We start from the raw sequence: 19,472 nt of genomic DNA, 5'->3' as shown, positions 1-19,472 counted from the left end.
TAGACAAGCGGTCCATGTCCGAGCTCACGCTGCTGCTGATCCGGCTCGCCTTCCTGGCGGTGCTGTGGTTCTTCGTCATTGCCGCAGTCGGCGTGATCCGGACTGACTTGTTCGGTTCACGCACGGCTCCCGCGGGTCCACGCAAAGACATGAAACCCGCCAAACCGGCGGCGAAGCCCAAGAACAAAAAGGGCGAGCCACGCCAGCTCATCGTTACCGGTGGCCCCTTGCAGGGGACCACCATTAACCTCACGGAGACGCCCATCACCATTGGCCGGGCCAATGACGCCACGCTGGTAGTCACCGACGACTACGCTTCCAGCCGGCATGCCCGGCTCTTTCCCCAGGACGGTCAATGGATCGTGGAAGATCTTGGGTCCACCAACGGCACGTATCTCGACCGCTCGAAAGTCACCCGCCCGACCCCGGTGCCGCTCGGTGTTCCGATCCGCGTCGGCAAAACAGTCATTGAATTGCGCAAATGACCATCGCACTCCGCTACGCCGCCCGCTCGGACGTCGGCCTCCTCCGCGAAGGAAACGAGGACTCGGCGTACGCTAGCGGCCGCCTGCTGGCCGTCGCAGACGGCATGGGCGGGCACGCACACGGCGAGGTGGCGAGCTCAGTCGCCATCGCCGCCATGGCCTCTCTGGAAGAGGCCCAACAGGGGGGTGACCTGCTCAACGCCATCGAGGCAGCGGTACGCGACGCCAATCGCAAGCTGCACGAGATGGTGGGGCGGGATCCCAGCCTCAAAGGCATGGGCACGACTCTGACGGCCATGCTCTGGCACGGCACCCAGGTCGCCCTGGTGCACGTCGGCGACTCGCGCGCCTACCTGCTCAGGCGTGGGGAGCTCTACCAGATCACCCATGACCACACGCTGGTGCAGCAGCTCGTCGACGACGGACGCATCACGCCGGAAGAGGCGGCCACGCATCCGCAGCGCTCGATCCTGCTGCGCGCGCTCGACGGCAGCGGTGAGGTCGATCCCGACCTGACCCTCCGCGAGGCGCAGATCGGCGACCGCTACCTGCTGTGTTCCGACGGCCTGTCGGGCGTGGTGAGCGCGGAGACGTTGCACGCCACGCTCACCAACATCGACGACCCCGAAGAGGTCGTCCGCCAGCTCATCGATCTGGCGAACAGAGGTGGCGGGCCCGACAACATCACCTGCGTGCTGGCCGACGTCCTGGAGATCACCGATGGGCAGCAGGTGCCCACCGAGGCCGCCATCGTCGGCGCCGCGGGCATGACCCGGCTGCGCGGCAACCCCCAGGAGACCCAGCCGGGGCGAGCCCACGCGGTGACCGCGCCCCAGCCGGTCCTCACTGACGACGACTTCGAGGAGCCGGTCGCCGAGGCGCCCCGGCGCAGGCGTCGTCGCGTGTGGCCCGTGCTGGTCACCGTGTTCGGCATAGGCGTCGTCGCCGTCGGCGTCGGCGGCTATTTTGGATACCAGTGGACCCAGGACCAGTTCTTCGTCGGCGCTAGGGGCGACGAAGTGGTCGTGTTCCAGGGGATCCAGAGAGAGCTGGGTCCCTTCCAGCTCTTCGAGGTCCGCAGGTCCACCGGCCGGCAGCTCTCCAAACTGTCCGATGCCGACCAGGCGCTGATCAAGAGCGGCATTCCGGTCACCAATGTCGACGAAGGCATCACGAAGATCAACGCCCTGAAGTTCGCCCAGGAGGACGACAAGGACGGCGACACCCCCGCCACGACCGCCAGCTCGTCGCCCACGCCATCCGTGAGCGCGACCAAGACGAAGCAACGGTAAATGAGCGAAGTCGCAGAATCCCCCGTCCCGATGCCGGCCAAGCGCCGCGTGGCCCAGCTCGTCATGCTGGCCCTCGCGGTCTTGATCATCATGGGCGCCTACGCCAACGTGGGCCTGGCCATGACCGGCGAGGTCCCCGTGGGCATGCTGACGTACGGCCTGAGCCTGGGCGGCCTGATGCTGGCCGCCTACCTGGTGCTGGCCAAGTTCGCCCCGTGGGCCGATCCCCTGATCCTGCCGCTGGTGACGCTGGTCAACGGCCTCGGCCTGGTGATGATCTACCGGCTCTCCGTGTCCGACTCGAACCTGCCGTCCGCCAAGCTCGCCTCACCCAGCTCCCAGCTGCTGTGGACGTTCATCGGCATCGTGCTGTTCAGCCTGACCCTGATCTTCCTGCGCGACCACCGGGTCCTGCAGCGGCTGACCTACACCGCGGGCGCCGTGGGCCTGTTCCTGCTGGTCTCACCGTTGATCCCGTTCCTCGGCCAGGAGATCAACGGCGCCCGCATCTGGATCGGCATCCCCGGCCTGGGCCAGCTCCAGCCGGCCGAGTTCGCCAAGCTCGCGCTGGTCATCTTCTTCGCCGGCTACCTGGTGGCCAAGCGCGACGTGCTCGCCCTCGCCGGGCGCCGGCTGCTGTTCATCGACCTGCCGCGGGCCCGTGACCTCGGCCCGGTGCTCATCATCTGGGGCGTCAGCCTGGGCATCCTGGTGATGCAGAAGGACCTGGGCTCCTCGCTGCTGCTGTTCGGCACGTTCATCGCGATGCTCTACGTCGCCACCCAGCGCGTCTCCTGGGTCATCATCGGCATTCTCCTCTTCGCGGGCGGCGCGATCCTGGCCGGCACGATCTTCGAGCACGTCCACCAGCGCTTCGTGGTCTTCCTCAATCCCGAGGACCCCGAGCTGTTCCGCGCGGTCGGCGGCAGCGAGCAGCTCATGCAGGGCCTGTTCGCCATGGGCTCCGGTGGCATCCTCGGCACCGGGCTCGGCCAAGGACACCCCGAGCTCATCCCGCTGGCCTTCTCCGACTTCATCTTCAGCGCCACCGGCGAGGAGATCGGCCTGACCGGCCTGATGGCGCTGCTCATGATCTACGCCCTGCTGGTCGAGCGCGGCCTGCGCGCCTCGCTGGCGGCCCGCGACCCGTTCTCCAAGCTCCTGGCGGGCGGCCTGTCGTTCATCCTGGCCTGGCAGGTCTTCATCATCGTCGGCGGTGTGACCAATCTCATCCCCCTGACCGGCCTCGTCACCCCGTTCATGTCCCAGGGTGGCTCGGCGTTGTTGGCTAACTGGATCCTTATCGCCCTATTGGTACGCATGTCTGATACGGCGCGGCGACCTCCGCCCCAGGCGATCCAGAACGAAGGACTGACGCAGGTGTTCCAGCGATGAACAGCCCTCTGAAGCGCGTGGCAGTGGCCTGCCTGGCCATGTTCGCGCTCCTGATGATCAACGTGAACTACCTGCAGGCCGTGAAAGCGGAGGGCCTGCGCGGCGACCCCCGCAACACCCGAAACTTCTACGATCGCTACGCCATCGAGCGCGGTCGCATCACGGCGGGCGGCAAGGTGCTCGCGCAGTCGGTCGAGACCAAGGACCCGCGGTTCAGGTTCATCAGGCAGTATCCCGAGGCCAGGCTCTACGCCCACGTCACCGGCTTCTTCTCGCCGGAGAGCGAGAGCGCCATCGAGAGGTCCGAGAACCAGCTGCTCGACGGCTCCAGCGCCGACCTGCTGCTGCGGCGGAGCATCGACCTGTTCACCGGCGAGCCGACCAAGGGCGCCAACGTCGATCTCACGATCAACCCCAAGGCGCAGAAGGCGGCCTACGACGCGCTGCGGCAGAGCGGCAAGCGCGGCGCGCTCGTGGCTCTCGACCCGAAGACGGGCGGGATCCTGGCGATGGTCTCGCTGCCCACCTACGACCCCACCGAGCTGTCGGGCACCGACAAGGGCAAGGTCTTCCCCCGCTTCGACGAGCTGGCCAAGCAGAAGGACCAGCCGCTGCTCAACCGCACGATCGCGCAGACCTACCCGCCCGGCTCGACGTTCAAGGTCGTGACCATGGCGGCCTACCTCGAGGACGACTCCTCGCGCGGGCCGCAGACCAACGTGGACGCGCCACAGCGGCTGCCCCTGCCCAACACGAACATCAGCCTGCCCAACTACGGCGGCGCGGCCTGCGGCTCCGGCTCGGTCACGCTGACCTTCGCGCTGGAGAAGTCCTGCAACACGCCGTTCGGCAAGATGGGCATGGAGCTGGGCTACGACAAGATGAAGGAGCAGACCGAGAAGTTCGGCATGGGCCAGCCGGTCTCCGTGCCGATGTCGGTCACCGCCAGCGACTTCGGCCCGGAAGAGGACAAGGCGGCCCTGGCCATGGCCTCGATCGGGCAGCGCAGCAACCGCATGACCCCGCTGCAGATGGCCATGATCGCCGCGGGCATCGCCAATGACGGCAAGGTGATGAAGCCGTACCTGGTCAACAAGATCACCGACGCCAAGGGCGACTCGATCAATCAGGCCAAGCCCGAGGAGCTGTCGGAAGCGGTCAGCTCCGAGACGGCGGGCAAGCTGCGTGAGATGATGGTCAGCGTCGTCCAGAACGGCACCGCAAACCTGGCGCAGGTCCCAGGCGTCCAAGTAGCGGGTAAGACGGGCACCGCGGAGACGGCCGACGGCCAGCCACCGCATGCCTGGTTCATCTCCTTCGCGCCTGCCGAGGATCCGAAGGTGGCCCTGGCGGTCATCGTCGAGTCCGGTGCTGCCAACGTCGGCGCGGAGGCGACCGGCGGCCACACCGCCGCGCCGATCGCAAAGGCCGTGCTGGAGGCGGTGCTGAACAAGTGAGTGACGGTAACCTGCTGGGTCATGCGGCTCCGTAACCGCTACCTCCTGATCTCCCGCATCGCCACAGGCGGTATGGGAGAGGTCTGGCGTGCCCGTGACGAGTTGCTCGGGCGCGAGGTGGCGGTGAAGATCCTGCGTAGCCACATCTACGCCGACCCGAGTTTCCGTGAGCGGTTCAGGAACGAGGCGCGCATCACCGCGGCCCTGTCCGACCCGGGAGTGGCGCAGATCTTCGACTACGGCGAGCAGAGCGACCTGGCCTATCTCGTGATGGAGCTGGTGCACGGCGAGCCGCTGTCGGCCATCCTGGCGCGCAACCGCTCCATCGGTCCCGAGGTGACGCTCGACGTGGTCGGCCAGACGGCCAAGGCGCTGCACGCCGCGCACACCGCCGGGATCATCCACCGCGACATCAAGCCGGGAAACCTGCTGGTCACCTCCGAGGGGACCATCAAGGTCACGGACTTCGGCATCGCGCGGGCCCTGGAGGCGGCTCCGGTCACGCAGACGGGCACCGTGCTGGGCACCGCCCAGTACGTCAGCCCCGAGCAGGCCCAGGGGTTCCCGCTCACTCCCGCGACCGACCTCTACTCGCTGGGCGTGGTGGCCTACGAGTGTCTGGCCGGGCGCACGCCGTTCCGCGGCGACAGCCAGGTGGCGATCGCGCTGCAGCACCTCAACGAGCACCCGCCGCCCCTCGGGGTGGACGTGCCCGCGCCGGTGCGCGAGCTGGTCATGTCGTTGCTGTCGAAGGACCCCGCGCGGCGTCCGGCCTCGGCGCTGGAGGTGGCCGACCGGGCCTACCTGCTGCGCGAGTCGCTGGCCAGCGCCGAGCAGGGCGCCGACCTCAGCATGCTCACCGACCCGGGAGGTTTCCGGGTACGCGAGCCGGCTCCGGAGGACGAGCAGGAGACGGACCACCTCCACTCGGCCACCACGCCACAGGAGCCGGCCACCGGGAAGCGCCACAGGAGGACGCTGGCCCTGGTCGCCACCGCGGGCTGTGCGGCCGCGGTGGGGCTCAGCGCCATCACGTTCGCCGACCGGCAGCTGCCGCAGCCGCCGCCGGACGTGGCCGAGCCCACCAGGTCGGCGGTGGCGCCGCCGGACCGGGCGACACCCTCGCCCACCAAGAGACGCACCAAGCGGCCTTCCGTGGTTCCGGTGAAGTCACCGAGGCCTATACCCTCGCGGTCGGCTACGGTAAGCAAGTCGGCAACTCCCACCAAGAAGCCGACACCGAAACCGACCCCGACCACCCGTACCCCTACACCAACACCGACCCCAACGCCCACCACTACACCCAAAACTCCGACACCTACCGCCTCGCCGGACCCGGGTGATACAAACCCGCCCAAGGAGGAGACGTGATGCGCTATGGGGTCGATGATGGACACCGGCGGCCCCCCGAGCAGGCCGGTACCCAAGATGAACGGTAAGGGACAGTGCAGGAAATGACTCAGCCTCGGCTACTCGGAGGTCGCTACGAGCTCGACGGTGTCGTCGGGCGCGGCGGCATGGCCGAGGTGTATCGTGCCCGAGACATCCGGCTGGACCGCATAGTCGCGATCAAAACCCTCCGGTCCGACCTGGCGCGCGACCACACCTTCCAGGCCCGCTTCCGCCGCGAGGCGCAATCCGCAGCCTCCCTCAACCACCCGGCCGTCGTCGCGGTCTACGACACCGGCGAGGACACCACCGACGGCACGCCCGTGCCGTACATCGTGATGGAGTACGTCGACGGCCGGACGCTGCGCGACCTGCTGCGCCAGGACCGGCGATTGCTGCCGGAGCGCGCGGCCGAGCTGGTCGACGGCATCCTGCGAGCGCTCGACTACAGCCACCGCGGCGGCATCGTGCACCGCGACATCAAGCCGGCCAACGTGATGATCACGCGCGCCGGCGACGTCAAGGTGATGGACTTCGGCATCGCGCGCGCGATGGCCGACTCCGCGGCCACGATGACGCAGACGGCGCAGGTGATCGGCACCGCCCAATACCTGTCTCCCGAGCAGGCGCGGGGCGAGCGGGTCGACGCGCGCAGCGACATCTACTCCACCGGTTGCCTGCTCTACGAGCTGCTGACCGGGCAGCCCCCGTTCACCGGCGACTCTCCCGTCGCGATCGCCTACCAGCACGTGCGCGAGGACCCGATCCCGCCGTCGCAGATCGACCGCGACATCCCCCCGTGGGCCGACGCGATCGTGCTCAAGGCCATGGCCAAGGACCCCGCCCACCGCTACCAGAGCGCGGGCGAGATGCGGGCCGACATCCAGCGGGCGATGTCCGGGATGCCGACCGACGCCCAGACGATGGCCATGCAAGGCAACTTCAACCAGGGCACGCGGGTGATGACCGCGACCCAGGCGGGGCAGGGCTCGGCCACGCAGCGCACCACCGCGGTCCCCCCGTACGAGTACGACGACGGTGGCGGCGGCGGTGGCCGCGGCGGGCGGCGCAGGGCGAGCGGCGGCGGTGGGAACAACGCCGTCAAGACCGCGTTGTGGATCATCGTCCCGCTGCTGATCATCGGCGCGTTCGTCGGGGTCGGCTACTCGGTGTTCGGGTCGAAGAACACGCCGGCCGACACGCAGGTCACGATCCCGTCGCTGGCCAGCCAGGAGCGCGCGTACGCGGAAGAGCAGCTCAAGAACCTCAAGCTCAATGTCCAGGTGGTGCAGGAGCCCAGCGACGACGTCGACAAGGGCAGCGTCATCAGGACGGAACCCGACGCGAACACCAAGGTCGACCAGAACTCCACGGTCAAGCTGGTGATCTCGAAGGGCCCGGAGAAGGTCAAGGTGCCCGACGGCCTCGTCGGCCAGTCGCAGGAAGACGCCATGAAGGCGCTGGAGGAGGCGGGCCTGCGCGGCACGGTCAAGACCAAGGCCTCCAGCAAGTCGCAGGGCACGGTCATCGACACCAATCCCAAGGCGGGCGACGAGATCGAGAAGGGCGGCACGGTCACCCTCTACGTGCCCAAGGAGCTCGGTGAGGTGCCCAACGTGATGGGGCTCACCGTGAAGGACGCCTCGGCCCAGATCAAGGCCGCCGGCTTCAAGCCCAGGGTCGTAGAGCAGCCGGGCCAGGAGCCCGAGGGCACGGTCATCCAGCAGAACCCGGGTGAGGGCGCCAAGCAGGCACCGGGCACGACGATCACCATCGTGGTGTCCACGGGTCCCAGCCTGGACACGAGCAACCCGCAGCCCACCACCGAAGTGCCGACGGACACGCCGACGGACGACCAGACGGACTTCCCGTCCGACGACGAGCCGCCGACGGACGACAACCCGATCGGTGACGACGGCCTCGGAGGGACCGGCAACTGAGACATGAAGAAGGGCCGCCCGTTTTCCGGGTGGCCCTTCTTCATGTCGTCGCTCTTCATGTCGTCGCTGACACGAGAACGCCCCCGCCGCTCGGGGGCAACGGCGGGGACGTTCACTTGGTAGTCGCTCGCCGGGGGACATTTGTTACAAGATTCCTCGCAGCCAATTCTGGAGCAGCCGGTGGCCGTGCTCCGACAGCACGGACTCGGGGTGAAACTGGATGCCCTCGATGGGCGCCTCACGGTGGCGCAGGCCCATGATGACGCCGTCGCCGGTGCGGGCGGTCACGTCGAGCACGTCGGGGACGGTCTCGGGCAGCACGGCGAGCGAGTGGTAGCGGGTCATCCGCACGGGCGAGGGCAGCGTCTCGAACACGCCCTTGCCGTCGTGGGTGACGGGGCTGGTCTTGCCGTGGACGAGCTCGGGCGCGCGGGACACGGTGGCGCCGTACGCGACGGCGATGGCCTGGTGGCCGAGGCAGACGCCGAGCAGCGGGCGGCGGCTCTCGGCCGCGTGGCGGACCAGGGGCACGCTCACCCCGGCCGCCTCGGGGGTGCCCGGGCCCGGGCTGATGAGGACGCCGTCGAAGCCGTCGGCGTCGCTCACGCGTACGTCGTCGCGCGGCCGTACGTCGCAGTCGGCGCCCAGCCCGCGCAGGTACTGCACGATGGTGTGGACGAAGCTGTCATGGTTGTCCACGACCAGCACGCGGCTCATTTCCTCACGCTCACCTCGTCGAGCGTCACCATGGGCTCGAGTAGCGGAAACACGACATACCAGAGTACGACCCCCACGGCGGCGACCATCACGGCGGCCGTCAGCGCCTTGGTCCGCGCGGTGCCGGGCAGCTTGCGCCAGATCCAGGCGTACATGTCACTCCTCATCCGTGGTGGTGTCCTTGAGCACCCCGTAGACGATCAGGCGCTCGGCGGCCGAGTATTCGGGGTGGCAGGTGGACAGCGTGATGAAGGCCCGGATGGGGCGGATGTCGGGCTTGCCGGGCACGGGGGCGAACACATCGACCTCGTCGGGTTTCACGATGTCCTGAGAGGTCACCCGGTACGTGTACGTGGTTCCGCCGGCCTCCACGACGATCTCGTCGTCGCGTTCGAGCTCGTCGATCTCGTTGAACGGGGCCGCGTACGTGGTGCGGTGCCCCGACACCACGAAGTTGCCGACCTGGCCCGGCAGGGCGCTGTCCGGGTAGTGTCCCGGGCCCTTCTTCAGGGCCTCGGTGTCCACACCCTCGACCACGGCGTACTCGTAGTCACGGCCCAGCTTGGGGATGCGCAGCAGCGCCATGGGCTTGCCCGGCTCGGGCTTGACCGCCTTGCGCGCCGCCAGTTCGCGCTGGAGCAGCCGCTGCTGGCTCTGGGTGTACGCACCGGTGCCCCAGAGCAGGTAGGCGCAGAACAGCATCATGATCAGGCCCGCGGTGATGCTCGTCTCTCCCACGGCCCGCAGCGTGGCCCGCATGCGACCAGCGTATTCGGGTCAGAAGCGGCAACTGGGGATCGCCATGCCCCGCGCGTGGCGGCTATCCTTGGCCACACTTCAATTAGGCTTACCGAAGAGCCTGTGGACGATCCGGAAGCCCAGGCCCTCAGCAGGAGTTACCAGTGCCCAAGTCCAAGGCTCGCAAGAAGGCGGTCTACACCCCGCCGCAGAGATCGCAGCAGGTCAAGGTCAGCCCGCGCTGGCTGGCACCCACGATGGTCGCGGCGTGGATCATCGGCATCCTGTGGATCGCGATCTATTACGTCGCACCACGGGCGCCCTTCCTCAGCGACCTCCAGAACTGGAACCTGCTGATCGGGTTTGTTTTCATCATCTTCGGGGTGGTTCTTTCCACCCGCTGGCGTTAGTTCTTTCCACAGTCTTTTCCACAGCCTGGGGAAGTCAGCCCGCGCCCATGATGGCCGACACTCTGACCATCACGAGCACGGCGAGCACGGCCAGCGCTCCCACGATCGCCAGCACCTGCCACAGGGTCCTGTTGCTCTTGGGGGCGTAGGCCAGCGCCGCCGCCAGCAACGTCCCGACGATCAGGCCGCCGACATGGCCGGTCCAGCTGATGCGAAGACCGGAGATCGCCGGCATGACGAAGGTGATGACCAGGTTGAGCCCGATCACCAGGGTGATGCCTCGCACGTCCAGCTTCAGCTTGCGGCCCACGACGAACATGGCGCCGAACATGCCGAAGACGGCTCCCGAGGCGCCGACCGTGGCCGTGGGCAGCGGGTCGAGCCAGAGACCGAGCACCGAACCGCCGAGCGCACTGAGCAGATAGACGGCCGCGAAACGGAGATGCCCGAAGGCTCGTTCGAGGTATGGACCGATCGCGAAGATGGCCCAGCCGTTGAACAGGATGTGGAGAAGGTTGTCGGTGCTGTGCACGAAGGCGACGGTGATCAGCCGGTAATACTGGCCGTCCGCGACTGCCGGCTGCCACATCGCCAGCGCCGCGCCGACTGCGTTGTCGGTGAGGTATTGGGCGCCGAAGACCAGGACGGTGAGCGCCAGGATCGCGTACGTCACGATCGGAGTGCTCACCACGCTGCCGCCGAAGGTGGACCTGGCCTGACGGATGCCCTTGTTGCCCTCGGCCACGCACTCAGGGCACTGGAAGCCCACGGCGGCGTCGCGCATGCAGTCAGGGCAGATGGGGCGCTCGCACCGCTGACACCGGACCCAGGTCTCCTTCTCGGGGTGCCTGTAGCACGTGGGCACCGCTTCAGCGGGCTGCTCGGGCTGCTGGGGCGGGCTGGGCGGCTGGCTGGTCATGACCGAAAGCCTATGGCTTCCACGCCGTGCCCGCGTGTCCCCGCCCTCGCCCCCTGCGAGGAGGACGACCAGGCGGAAGCGCGACCCGGGCCGCCGTCCCCTCCCCAGAACGCCGACGTAGGCACGACCGCATGCCGCTCGGGACCGCCCGGCGCGGCGGAGCACGGCGGGTGGGCTGAGCACGACGTCTCAGGAGCCAGCACCACCGCGGGACGGCCCGGCGGCCCCAGAGCTTGCACCACCGCGGGACGGTCCCGCCACGCGCCTTCGGGACGCCACGCCCGCCCCTCACCGCGCCGCGTCGGCGAGACGGCGTGCGACGGAGCCCGGCGCTCTCGTGCGGCGGCCGGCGGGCGGGCTCGGTTGTGGCGTCGCCTCGGGTCGTGAGGGTGCCCGTCAGGGACACCGGCGCAGGCGTTCCCCAAACCGCCCCTAGGGGCGCCAGCGCAGGCGTGACCCTGAGCCACTCCCGGAGCTCCCGGTGCAGGCGTCCCTGAGCGCCCGGCGTGGGAGCGCCCCTGAGCCGTTCGTAGAGCACCGGCACAGGCGTGACCCTGAGCCGCTCCCCGAGCTCCCAGTGCAGGCGCCCCTGTGCCGCTCCCGGAGCGCCCGGCACGGGGAGCGCCCGCGTGCCGCGCCTGGAGCGCCCGGCGCGGGAAGCGCTCCTGTCCCCGCTCCCGAAGCGCCCGGCGCGGGGCGCGCCCCTGAGCCGCTTCCAGAGCGCCGTGCGGGGGCATGGGCCCGAGGCCGCCCGGTGAGCGGCCGGTTGGGCATGGGTGGGCCGCCCCAGAGCCTTGTGGGTGGGGCGGGGGGTGGGTGGTGGGTCAGGCGGGGATGCGGTCGATGGTGACGGACTCCAGGACGACGTCCTCCGCCGGGCGGTCCCGGCTGTCGGTGCGGGTCTTGGCGATGGCGTCCACGACGTCCTGGCCCTCGACCACCTCACCGAAGATCGTGTGCTTGCCGTTGAGGTGCGGCGTCGGCACGACCGTGATGAAGAACTGGGACCCGTTGGTCCCCTTGCCGAAGCGGACGCCCGCGTTGGCCATGGCCAGCAGGTACGGGCGGTTGAAGTAGAGCTCCGGGTGGATCTCGTCGTCGAACTCGTAGCCCGGGCCGCCGATGCCCTGGCCGAGCGGGTCACCGCCCTGGATCATGAATCCGGAGATCACCCGGTGGAAGATCGTCCCGTCGTAGTAGCGCGCGGTGCTCTTCTCGCCGGTGCCCGGGTGCGTCCACTCCTTCGAGCCCTCTGCGAGCTCGACGAAGTTGCGCACCGTTTTCGGGGCTCTGTTGGGGAAGAGCTCCACCTTGATATTTCCACGGTTGGTCTGCAGGTTTGCGATCAGCTTCTCAGCCACGAGACAGCCGCCCCCTCTATGTACAGGGTTGGTTCTGTGATGTTTTAAGGACTATGGCCGTAAGGCCTCCAGAGCCATCCTCCCACGGCTCGCCATGATTGAGCCGCCTTGTCCAGGGAAGGTCAGGCTCGGGGCCCCAACGACAGGGGAGGTTGTCGTGTCCCTGACAATGAAAAGACGCCGCGTGGTCATAGAGGTACCCACCACGTGGTCGGGCCGTATGAAGGCCCGGGCCGTGCGAACCGGCCAACTGATGGCGCCCGTGGCGGACCAGGCCAAGATGGCCGCCGCCCAGCGCGTCGAGGACGCCCGTTACTGGGCGGCGCCGCGGCTTCACTCGGCGGCGCACGGGTTCGAGGATCAGGTCGCGCCGAGGGTCAGCTCCATGCTGATCACGGCGGCCAGGAAGATCGATCCCACGCCCACGCGGTCGCGGCGATGGCCGACGCTCGTTCTGCTGACCGGCCTCGCGGTGGGGGCGATCGGTTACATGTTCTACCGCCGCAACGCCCAGCAGTGGACCGAGCACATGAAGGACTCCGCCTCCGATGCGTCCCGCTGGGTCAGTGAGAAGGCCGACAGGACCGCCGAGTCCACGGACCGGATGGCGGGCCGGGTGTCCGACAAGGCCGATGAGGCATCTCGCAAGATGTCCTGATCCGGTGCTGCCGTAAGGGGAGCGCGTCCTCGGGTTGATCCCGAGGGCGCGCTCCCCTTTTCAGGGCCCCCTTTTCAGGGCCCCCTTTTCAGGGCGCCCTCTTCGGGCACCTGTTGACGAGCCACCAAGCGCTTGTTACAAACCCGGCATGGCGCTGTCTCCCTTAGACGACTACCCCGTCCACCAGGCCGCCCAGGTCATGCGGCACGTCGCCACCTCCGACCGCAACTTCTACGACCGCTACTACTTCAACTGCCACCCCGGCACCGACGAGCTCATGCTGATCGTCGGCCTCGGCCAGTACCCCAACCTGGGCGTCACCGACGCCTTCGCCTGCGTACGCCACGCAGACCTGCACCGCGTCGTACGGGCCTCCCGCGAGCTGGGCCCCGACCGGATGAACACCGAGATCGGCCCGTTCCGCGTCGAGGTGCTCGAAGGGCTCAAGCGGCTCAGGGTGGTCCTGGAGCCGAACGAGCACGGCCTGTCCTTCGACCTGCTCTGGGAGGGCACGATCCCGGCGACGCTGGAGCCCCGGCACTTCCTGCGGTGGCAGGAGCGGGTCATGTTCGACTCGGTACGCCTGGCGCAGACGGGGCGCTGGTCCGGAAATATCAGGATCGGCGAGGAGGACATCCCGGTCACGCCCGACCGCTGGCAGGGCACCAGGGACCGCTCCTGGGGCATCAGGCCGGTCGGCGAGCCCGAGCCGCCCGGCATCCAGACCAAGAACGCGGGCACGTTCTACTGGCTTTACACGCCCATGCAGTTCGACGACCACGCCATCCTCTGCATCGTCCAGGAGGACGAGCGCGGCCGCCGGATGCTGGAGGAGGCCGTACGCGTCTGGTCCGACGGCCGCGAGGAGGAATACCTCGGCAGACCGGAGTACCGCCCGGTCTACGCCCCCGGCACCCGCGACGTCGTGGAGGCCACGATCACCTTCTCGCCTCCCGGCGGCAAGCCGTTCGACGTGCGCTGCACCCCGATCCTGCCGGTGCACCTCATGGTCGGCACCGGGTACGGCCTGGAACCGGACTGGAAGCACGGCATGTACCAGGGCGAGGGGCCCGTCGTGCAGGGCGTGACGTACCGGCTGCCCGACGACGCCGCCAGGATGTGGGGCATGGTGGACGCCGTCGGGCGCTTCGAGTACGACGGGCTCGTCGGCCATGGCCTCTACGAGTACTGGGCACTCGGACCGCACCCGTCCTTCCCGGAATGATCTAGTCGGTCTTCTCGCAGATGATCTTCACTGCCTTGATGGCGACCGACGGCCCGTCCAGCTTCTCGCCGGGCTTCCCCGGCTGAGCGGGCACGGCCTCGATGGCGACCGACGGCGCGTCCACCTTCTCGCCGGGCTTCCCCGGCTGGGCGGGCACGGCCCGCATGCCGTCGGGCAGCTTGCCGTCCTCCGGAAGGGGCACGGTCTTCGTCACCTCCACGCCGTCCGGCAGGGCGGGCCCGGCCTCGGTCACGTCCTGCGGCACCTCGCCGTCGGGAAGGGCGTCGACCTTCACCGTGTCGCTGGGCTTGAACTCGCGCACCTTGCCGTCAGGCCCGACGACCTTGCCGACCGGGGCCGGCCGCGCGAATTCGGCCACCTCGACGGTCTTGCCGTCGGCCGTCTTGCAGGTCACTTTCGCGCCGGCGGTGGCCGGGGTCTCGTCGGCCAGGGCGGAGCCGGTCAGGCCGGTGATGGCGAGTACGGCGACCGCGCCGAGCAGCGCGAGACGACGCTTGAACATGGGTTCTCCTCACTGAGATCGGTCGAACGCCTCCGAGACTGGCCCGGCGTACCTGAAGTGATCCTGAAGAGGCCCTAAATGATCTTCAGGTTGGCTTTAGGTGACCTGAGGCACCCTGGTCGGTGTGCGAGTGCTACTGGTGGAGGACGAGGAGCGGCTGGCCGACCTGGTGAAGGGCGGCCTGGCGGGCGAGGGCTTCGCCGTGGACGTGGCCCACGACGGGCGTGACGGCCTGTGGATGGCCACCGAGAACACGTACGACGTGATCGTCCTGGACGTGATGCTGCCCAGGATGAACGGCTACGCGGTCTGCGCCAAGCTGCGCGAGGCCGGCGACTGGACGCCGATCATGATGCTCACGGCCAAGGACGGCATCTACGACGAGGCCGAGGCGCTCGACAACGGCGCCGACGACTACCTGGCCAAGCCGTTCTCGTACGTGGTGCTGCTGGCCAGGTTACGGGCGCTGGTGCGGCGGGGCGGGCGGGAGCGGCCCGTGTCGATCACCGTGGGCGACCTGGTGATCGACCCGGCCGCGCTGAAGTGCCGCAGGGGCGAGGTGGAGATCGGGTTGACGCCCAAGGAGTTCGCGGTGCTGCACGCGCTGGCCCGCCGGTCCGGCGAGGTCGTGTCCAAGGGCGAGCTGCTGGCCCAGGCCTGGGACTTCTCCTACGACGGCGACCCGAACATCGTCGAGGTCTACATCAGCGCCCTGCGCCGCAAGATCGACACGCCTTTCGGGCGGACGACGCTCATGACGGTCCGGGGCGCCGGCTACCGGTTGGAGGCGGCATGAGCCCCCTGCGGAAGGCGTCGGCCGCGCTCTCGTCCGTGCGGCTGCGGGCGACCGCCGCCGCGACCCTGGTGGTGGCCCTCGCCCTGGGCCTGGCCGCGCTGGCACTGGTGGCCGTGCTGCGCGGCACGCTGCAGAACAACGCCGACGCCGAGGCCACCAGGAAGGCCGTCGCGGCGGCGCCGTACGCGGAGACGATGGAGCTCATGCCCGCCACCCCGCTCTCGCGCGTCGTCGAACCGCCCGGCGAGAGCTCGATCGCCATCACCAAAGACATGACCAAAGACGTGACCAAGGAGGGCGACGGCGGGCCGGTCGCGGTCGTCGGGAAGAGCGGCAAGGTGCAGCTGCGCGACGGCATCACGGCCACGATCGCCGACCCCGACCTCCTGCTGACCGACGACAAGAGCGCCTCCGCCACCGAGTGGGCGGCCCCCCAGAAGTACGCCGTCGCCGGCGTCAAGGTGGCCACCGCGAGCGGCCCCGCCATGGTCTGGTCGCGGGTCCCCCTGGAGGGCGCCGAGAAGGCGCTGCAGACGCTCTATAGCGCGCTGCTGCCCGGCGTGCCCGCCGTGCTGCTCGTGGTGGCCGGGATGACGTGGATCTCGGTGGGCCGCGCGCTGGCCCCCGTGGCCGCCATCCGCACCAAGGTCGCCGACATCACGGCCCGCGACCTGCACCAGCGCGTGCCCGTACCCGGCTCGAAGGACGAGATCGCCGCGCTGGCCACCACCGTGAACGGCACCCTCGACCGCCTGGAGACGGCCGTGGACACGCACAAGCGGTTCGTCGCGGACGCGGCGCACGAGCTGCGCAGCCCCATCGCCACCCTGCGCGCCCGCCTGGAGCTGGCCGAGCCCAGCGAGCTGACCAGGGAGGCGCTCGCCGACGTCGAACGCCTGCAGTCCCTGGCCGCCGACCTGCTCATCCTGGCCAAGCTGGACGCCGGCGAGCCGCTGCGCGCGGCCGAGCTGGACCTGGGCCAGGTGGCCGCCGAGGAGTCGGTACGCGCCAGGCGGCGGCCCGAGGTGCGGCTGGAGCTGGACATCGAGCCGGACGTGGTGATGAAGGGCTCCCGCGCCCACCTCGACCGCCTGATGACGAACCTGGCCGACAACGCCGTCCGGCACGCCGCCTCCACCGTGCGGGTACGCGTACACGCCGAGGAGGAGCAGGCCGTGCTGGAGGTGCAGGACGACGGGCCCGGGATCCCGCCGGAGCAGCGGGAGGCGGTGTTCGCCCGGTTCACCAGGCTGGACGAGGCGCGCGCCAGGGACGCGGGCGGCGCCGGGCTGGGGCTGGCGATCGCGCGGGACATCGCGCACCTGCACGGCGGCACGCTCGTGTACGCAGATTCCGGATTTATCGCCAAATTTCCGCTGAACCGCTGAAGATCTGCAAACGTGTGAGTGGTTGAAGGAGGCAACAATGCTCACACGCCGCGCATTGATCACCAGAGGCAGCGCCGCGGGCGCAGGAGTCGTGTTCCTGTGGCCGCGCCCGGCAGAGGCGGAAGCGGAGGCGGCCAAGCCCGTCCTCGCCACCACCAAGAGCATCCCGGTTGGGGGCGGGAAGATCGTCCAGGGCAAGTACGTGATCACCCAGCCGAGGAAGGGCGTCTACAAGTGCTTCAGCGCCAAGTGCACCCACCAGGGCTGCACGGTGGCGAGCGTCAGCCGCGGCACGATCAACTGCCCGTGTCACGGCAGCAAGTTCAGCGCCTCGACGGGCGCGGTGGTGAACGGCCCCGCCAAGAAGCCGCTCGCCGACAAGAAGATCAAGGTGTCGAAGGGGAAGATCAGGCTGGCTTGATCGGCAAGGCGTAGGTGGTGCTGCGCCTGGTGATCTCGAAGCCGGCGCGGGCGTACACGCTCACGGCCCCCGTGGGGTTGTCGGCGTCCACCCCGAGCCCGGCGCTCTCGTAGCCCTGATCCCCGAACGTGGCAAGGGCGTGTCCGATCAGCGTGCTCGCCACGCCCTTGCCGCGCCACTCCCGCAGCGTGCCGATGATCTGGATCCACGCCTGGCGCTCGCCGCGCCGGGCGGCGGCGGCCTCGAAGAAGTGCGTGATCAGCACCCCGACCGGGCGACCGTCGGCCAGGGCCACGAATGACGACTCGGGGCGGAAGTTCCTGGTGCCGGTCATCATGGCCCGCCAGCTCTCGGACGTGTGCCGCACGCTGCCCCAATGGTCGCGGAACGACTCGTTGCGCACCTGGCGGGCGCCCTCGTCGAACTCGGGCGACCAGGCGGCGATGGAGACGCCCTCCGGCGGCCGCACCGCGGGCAGGCCGCCCGACAGGCTCCGCTCCATGCGGGCGAACCACCGTACGGCCGTGAACCCGGCACCCTCCACCAGCGCGGCGAGGCCGGACCGGGCGTCGAGGACGTCGACGTGGAGCTCCAGAGGGACGCCGGGGTGAGCCCGCTCGCTCACTCCCGGCGCCGTCCGGACGCTCCAGTCGATGATGCGCCTGCCGAGCCCCTGCCCGCGGTAGGCGGGGTGCACGCCGCCCGACAGGCGCATCATGTGCAGGTCGTCGGCGGTCTGCCTGACGGGGAGGTAGCCGAAGGCCACGATCCGGTCGCCGTCCCTGGCCGCGAGCGTGCCCGCGTCCAGATCGACGAGGTGGCTGGAGACCTGATCCGCCGCGTCGTCGACGTCCTGGATCTCGCCGGTCCTGTCCTCGGCCTCCATGGCGGCCCAGAGCTCGGCCAGAGCCTCGGCGTCGTCCCCGGTCAGCGGTCCCCATTCCATGACCGGCAGCCTAGGCGAGCCTGGTGGCGCACCCCAACCGGTTTCCGAGGTCGGCCAGGCCCTCGGCGAACGACCGGCGCGTACGTTCGCGGAACCCGATGAACAGCCGGTTGGCCAGGGCGACGGCCCAGTGGTTGCCCGCCACGTCGTAGACGCGGTGGACCAGGCGCGTGCCCTCGGGGTCGGCGGTGACCGACCATTCGCCGCGGTACCACCAGCCGCCCTGGTAGGCCAGGCGGTGCTCGCCCAGCTCCGTCCTCGGTATGGCCCGTACGATCTCCGGCCACACCCGCTCGACCGGGGCCTCGATCACTCCGGCGACCTCGGTGATGAGCCGCCTGCTCACGGCGTGCTCACCCTCGTGTTCTGGAAGGAGACGAAGCGCCAGCCCTCGGGCGTGCGGAGGGCGGTCAGCGTGATGACGGACTGGCGGCTCGGGTCGGGCTCGCCGTTCACGGACGAACCGCCGCCCACGATCACCAGCGCGACGTCGTCGCTGAGCGGCTTGACCAGCGGCGCGCCGCCGCTCCCGCCGAGCTTGATGTCGAGCTTGAACAGCTCCCGGTGGGCCTCCTCGATGGCCTGGCGGCCCTCCAGGTGCTGTCCGAAGAACGTGATGTAGTCGGCGTCCTCGGTGAAGAGTCCGGCGTAACCCTCGGCGTCCCCGGAGTTCCAGGTCTCCGGGATCCGCGCGAGCAATCGAATGATCTCTGCGGACATGGCACTGCTCCCTCTGTCGCGGCGCCTATCCTGTGAATGCGAGTTCGGGCAGGGCAGGCGCCTTGTTCGGATTTCCGGCCGCCGGGGTGTTGGCGCACCTCGGCGGCCTTTCACATCTCGACCGTGGTCTCCCAGTCGAGCTCTCCCTTGTCGAGCCGGTCGAGCAGCCCCCTGATCCAGCCGAGCTCGGCGGTGTAGAGCGCCTGCTCGCACTCCACCTCCAGCATGAGGATCGCGGGCAGGCCGCTGTCGGCCATGGCTCGCAGGTGGGCCTCCATCCCGGCGAGGACGCCCTCGATCGTGGCCGCGCGTCCCCGCAGCGCCCGCTGCGCCTCGGGCAGCGGCAGGCAGCCCATGAGCGAGACGGCCGCGACGAAGGCCCGCCGGTCGGGATCGGGTTTCTCCAGAAGCTGCCGCAGCCGGGTGACCAGCTCCTGACGGCCCTCGGCGGTGATCTCGTAGACCGTGCGCTCCGGCCTGCGGCCCTCGCGGTCGGTCTTCGAGGGGACGATCAGCTCGTCCTTGGCCAGCCGCTCCACCGCGTGGTAGAGGCTGCGCGGCAGGCCGGTGATGTAGTCCTTGTGCGTGTCGAGGATGAACCGGTGCAGCTCGTACGGGTGGCTCGGGCGCACGGTGAGCAGGGCCAGCACGGTCAGGCCGACCAAGCTGTGGCGTTGCGCCATGATGCCTCC

Annotated in this window: 22 protein-coding genes; 12 read left to right on the top strand and 10 right to left on the bottom strand. The window is 69.3% G+C overall.

Annotated features, from left to right (window positions below; all coding sequences use genetic code 11):
• The first annotated feature begins 14 nt into the window (after positions 1–14).
• The 6 genes from H4W80_RS36350 (at position 15) to pknB (ending at position 7,958) form a co-directional block, all read left to right on the top strand.
• Positions 15–485, top strand: coding sequence for an FHA domain-containing protein FhaB/FipA (locus H4W80_RS36350; RefSeq protein ID WP_192789202.1), 471 nt, complete (start codon positions 15–17; stop codon positions 483–485).
• Positions 482–1,777: a Stp1/IreP family PP2C-type Ser/Thr phosphatase gene (locus tag H4W80_RS63930; RefSeq protein ID WP_192789201.1), complete on the top strand. Its 1,296-nt coding sequence runs from the start codon at positions 482–484 to the stop codon at positions 1,775–1,777. Before H4W80_RS36350 ends, H4W80_RS63930 begins: the two co-directional genes overlap by 4 nt.
• Entirely contained in the window at positions 1,778–3,172 is a 1,395-nt protein-coding gene (locus H4W80_RS36340) for an FtsW/RodA/SpoVE family cell cycle protein (protein ID WP_225963854.1), read from the top strand.
• The gene (locus H4W80_RS36335) at positions 3,169–4,629 is read left to right on the top strand and encodes a peptidoglycan D,D-transpeptidase FtsI family protein (RefSeq protein WP_192789200.1); all 1,461 of its coding nucleotides are present in this window, start codon (positions 3,169–3,171) and stop codon (positions 4,627–4,629) included. Before H4W80_RS36340 ends, H4W80_RS36335 begins: the two co-directional genes overlap by 4 nt.
• Before the next feature lie 21 nt (positions 4,630–4,650).
• Positions 4,651–6,000 (top strand): protein kinase domain-containing protein, encoded by a 1,350-nt coding sequence (locus H4W80_RS36330; RefSeq protein WP_192789199.1) that lies wholly within the window; start codon positions 4,651–4,653, stop codon positions 5,998–6,000.
• An 83-nt stretch (positions 6,001–6,083) separates the two neighbouring features.
• A complete protein-coding gene (pknB, locus tag H4W80_RS36325) occupies positions 6,084–7,958 on the top strand; it encodes a Stk1 family PASTA domain-containing Ser/Thr kinase (RefSeq protein ID WP_192789198.1) in 1,875 nt (624 codons plus the stop codon).
• 144 nt (positions 7,959–8,102) lie between these two features.
• Here the strand turns inward: pknB and H4W80_RS36320 are convergent, their stop codons facing one another.
• The 3 genes from H4W80_RS36320 to H4W80_RS36310 are packed head-to-tail and all read right to left on the bottom strand — an operon-like array spanning position 8,103 to position 9,434.
• Complete coding sequence (locus H4W80_RS36320; protein WP_192789197.1) at positions 8,103–8,675, bottom strand: anthranilate synthase component II; 573 nt, start codon at positions 8,673–8,675, stop codon at positions 8,103–8,105.
• Positions 8,672–8,830, bottom strand: a complete 159-nt coding sequence (locus H4W80_RS36315) for a hypothetical protein (RefSeq protein WP_192789196.1) — start codon at positions 8,828–8,830, stop codon at positions 8,672–8,674. Before H4W80_RS36315 ends, H4W80_RS36320 begins: the two co-directional genes overlap by 4 nt.
• A gap of 1 nt (position 8,831) precedes the next feature.
• Positions 8,832–9,434, bottom strand: coding sequence for a class E sortase (locus tag H4W80_RS36310; RefSeq protein ID WP_192789195.1), 603 nt, complete (start codon positions 9,432–9,434; stop codon positions 8,832–8,834).
• Between the two features lie 143 nt (positions 9,435–9,577).
• On the opposite strand from H4W80_RS36310, the gene H4W80_RS36305 reads away from it, so the two are divergent.
• On the top strand, positions 9,578–9,823 hold the full coding sequence (locus tag H4W80_RS36305; RefSeq protein ID WP_192789194.1) for a cell division protein CrgA: 246 nt from the start codon (positions 9,578–9,580) through the stop codon (positions 9,821–9,823).
• A 34-nt stretch (positions 9,824–9,857) separates the two neighbouring features.
• On the opposite strand, the gene H4W80_RS36300 is transcribed toward H4W80_RS36305, so the two are convergent.
• Together H4W80_RS36300 and H4W80_RS36295 are read right to left on the bottom strand one after the other, a co-directional pair.
• The gene (locus H4W80_RS36300; RefSeq protein ID WP_225963853.1) at positions 9,858–10,742 is read right to left on the bottom strand and encodes a rhomboid family intramembrane serine protease; all 885 of its coding nucleotides are present in this window, start codon (positions 10,740–10,742) and stop codon (positions 9,858–9,860) included.
• 824 nt (positions 10,743–11,566) lie between these two features.
• Positions 11,567–12,103 carry a peptidylprolyl isomerase gene (locus tag H4W80_RS36295; RefSeq protein WP_192789193.1) on the bottom strand — a complete coding sequence of 179 codons (537 nt, stop codon included), beginning with the start codon at positions 12,101–12,103 and terminating at the stop codon, positions 11,567–11,569.
• Positions 12,104–12,338: 235 nt separating this feature from the next.
• Between H4W80_RS36295 and H4W80_RS36290 the strand changes: the two genes are divergently transcribed.
• Together H4W80_RS36290 and H4W80_RS36285 are read left to right on the top strand one after the other, a co-directional pair.
• Positions 12,339–12,761: a YtxH domain-containing protein gene (locus H4W80_RS36290; protein ID WP_192789192.1), complete on the top strand. Its 423-nt coding sequence runs from the start codon at positions 12,339–12,341 to the stop codon at positions 12,759–12,761.
• A 148-nt stretch (positions 12,762–12,909) separates the two neighbouring features.
• Entirely contained in the window at positions 12,910–13,986 is a 1,077-nt protein-coding gene (locus H4W80_RS36285; protein ID WP_192789191.1) for an Rv3169 family protein, read from the top strand.
• A 1-nt stretch (position 13,987) separates the two neighbouring features.
• Here the strand turns inward: H4W80_RS36285 and H4W80_RS36280 are convergent, their stop codons facing one another.
• A complete protein-coding gene (locus H4W80_RS36280; RefSeq protein ID WP_192789190.1) occupies positions 13,988–14,509 on the bottom strand; it encodes a hypothetical protein in 522 nt (173 codons plus the stop codon).
• Positions 14,510–14,633: 124 nt separating this feature from the next.
• Between H4W80_RS36280 and H4W80_RS36275 the strand changes: the two genes are divergently transcribed.
• Genes H4W80_RS36275 through H4W80_RS36265 form a run of 3 tightly spaced genes read left to right on the top strand, consistent with a single transcriptional unit; the run spans position 14,634 to position 17,114 of the window.
• Complete coding sequence (locus H4W80_RS36275) at positions 14,634–15,305, top strand: response regulator transcription factor (RefSeq protein ID WP_192789189.1); 672 nt, start codon at positions 14,634–14,636, stop codon at positions 15,303–15,305.
• A complete protein-coding gene (locus H4W80_RS36270; protein ID WP_192789188.1) occupies positions 15,302–16,693 on the top strand; it encodes a sensor histidine kinase in 1,392 nt (463 codons plus the stop codon). The genes H4W80_RS36275 and H4W80_RS36270 overlap by 4 nt, the downstream gene beginning before the upstream one ends.
• A gap of 37 nt (positions 16,694–16,730) precedes the next feature.
• Positions 16,731–17,114 (top strand): Rieske (2Fe-2S) protein, encoded by a 384-nt coding sequence (locus H4W80_RS36265; RefSeq protein WP_192789187.1) that lies wholly within the window; start codon positions 16,731–16,733, stop codon positions 17,112–17,114.
• Here H4W80_RS36265 and H4W80_RS36260 read toward each other — a convergent pair.
• The 4 genes from H4W80_RS36260 to H4W80_RS36245 form a co-directional block, all read right to left on the bottom strand.
• Positions 17,101–18,060, bottom strand: coding sequence for a GNAT family N-acetyltransferase (locus H4W80_RS36260; protein WP_192789186.1), 960 nt, complete (start codon positions 18,058–18,060; stop codon positions 17,101–17,103). The genes H4W80_RS36265 and H4W80_RS36260 overlap by 14 nt on opposite strands.
• A 10-nt stretch (positions 18,061–18,070) precedes the next feature.
• The gene (locus H4W80_RS36255; protein WP_192789185.1) at positions 18,071–18,406 is read right to left on the bottom strand and encodes a hypothetical protein; all 336 of its coding nucleotides are present in this window, start codon (positions 18,404–18,406) and stop codon (positions 18,071–18,073) included.
• The gene (locus H4W80_RS36250; protein ID WP_192789184.1) at positions 18,403–18,780 is read right to left on the bottom strand and encodes an SgcJ/EcaC family oxidoreductase; all 378 of its coding nucleotides are present in this window, start codon (positions 18,778–18,780) and stop codon (positions 18,403–18,405) included. Before H4W80_RS36250 ends, H4W80_RS36255 begins: the two co-directional genes overlap by 4 nt.
• 110 nt (positions 18,781–18,890) lie before the next feature.
• The gene (locus H4W80_RS36245) at positions 18,891–19,463 is read right to left on the bottom strand and encodes a PadR family transcriptional regulator (RefSeq protein WP_192789183.1); all 573 of its coding nucleotides are present in this window, start codon (positions 19,461–19,463) and stop codon (positions 18,891–18,893) included.
• Between the last annotated feature and the right edge of the window lie 9 nt (positions 19,464–19,472).

The organism is Nonomuraea angiospora, from assembly GCF_014873145.1.
Classification (GTDB): Bacteria; Actinomycetota; Actinomycetes; order Streptosporangiales; family Streptosporangiaceae; genus Nonomuraea; species Nonomuraea angiospora.
The sequence above is the reverse complement of the archived record's forward strand: the minus strand, read 5'-3'. Positions and strand labels throughout refer to the sequence as shown.